Genomic DNA, 228 nt, shown 5'->3' on the forward strand with positions numbered 1-228 from the left:
AATGACTGCGCCCGCCTTCACCGCCCCCCTCGGAGATATCGTCGTCATGACCAGCTACCCTCTCACCGATCGCAGCAGCGCCGCCTACCAGGCCCTGGTCAGCCAGATCCGCGCGCGCCTGGAACAGGAAGGCGTGGCGATCTTCCCGGGCGTCGTCCTCGACCCGGCGGATGTCGCCATGCCCGAGCAGACCCTGGCGCTGCAAGCGCGGATGTTCAGTTTTCGCGA

1 pseudogene is annotated in these 228 nt (G+C 67.1%); it reads left to right on the forward strand.

From position 1 onward, the window contains the following. Positions 1-46: 46 nt before the first annotated feature. Positions 47-228 (forward strand): annotated as a pseudogene (locus tag M2D63_RS26245) (hypothetical protein); the annotation flags it as partial.

This window comes from Pseudomonas sp. BJa5 (assembly GCF_030272875.2).
GTDB lineage: Bacteria > Pseudomonadota > Gammaproteobacteria > Pseudomonadales > Pseudomonadaceae > Aquipseudomonas.